Annotated in this window: 1 pseudogene; it reads right to left on the reverse strand. The window is 58.6% G+C overall.

Going from position 1 to position 261, the window contains the following annotated elements:
• Positions 1–120: 120 nt before the first annotated feature.
• Positions 121–261: pseudogene (locus G3N94_RS41990) on the reverse strand (triose-phosphate isomerase); the annotation flags it as partial.

Consider the following 261-nt stretch of genomic DNA (forward strand, 5'->3'; position numbering starts at 1 on the left):
GAAAAAAAAAAAAAAAATATATCTAGCGACACATACTTTCTACGTCTTTTTGCGTTACGTACACGTCGCCAGCCGCTCTCCACACCTGTTCCGACACTCTTTCCCTCCCCGCCGCTCTTCCGCTCTCTGCGTCTTCGCGGCGACCGTCTCGTTGCGCTCGCCGTGATACGCGCGGCGCTCCGAGTGACCGACGATCGCATAGCGCGCACCGAATTCCGCGATCATCGCCGCGGCAACCTCGCCGTATACGCGCCCTGCTCG

Source organism: Burkholderia sp. Ac-20353 (assembly GCF_017104785.1).
GTDB lineage: Bacteria > Pseudomonadota > Gammaproteobacteria > Burkholderiales > Burkholderiaceae > Burkholderia.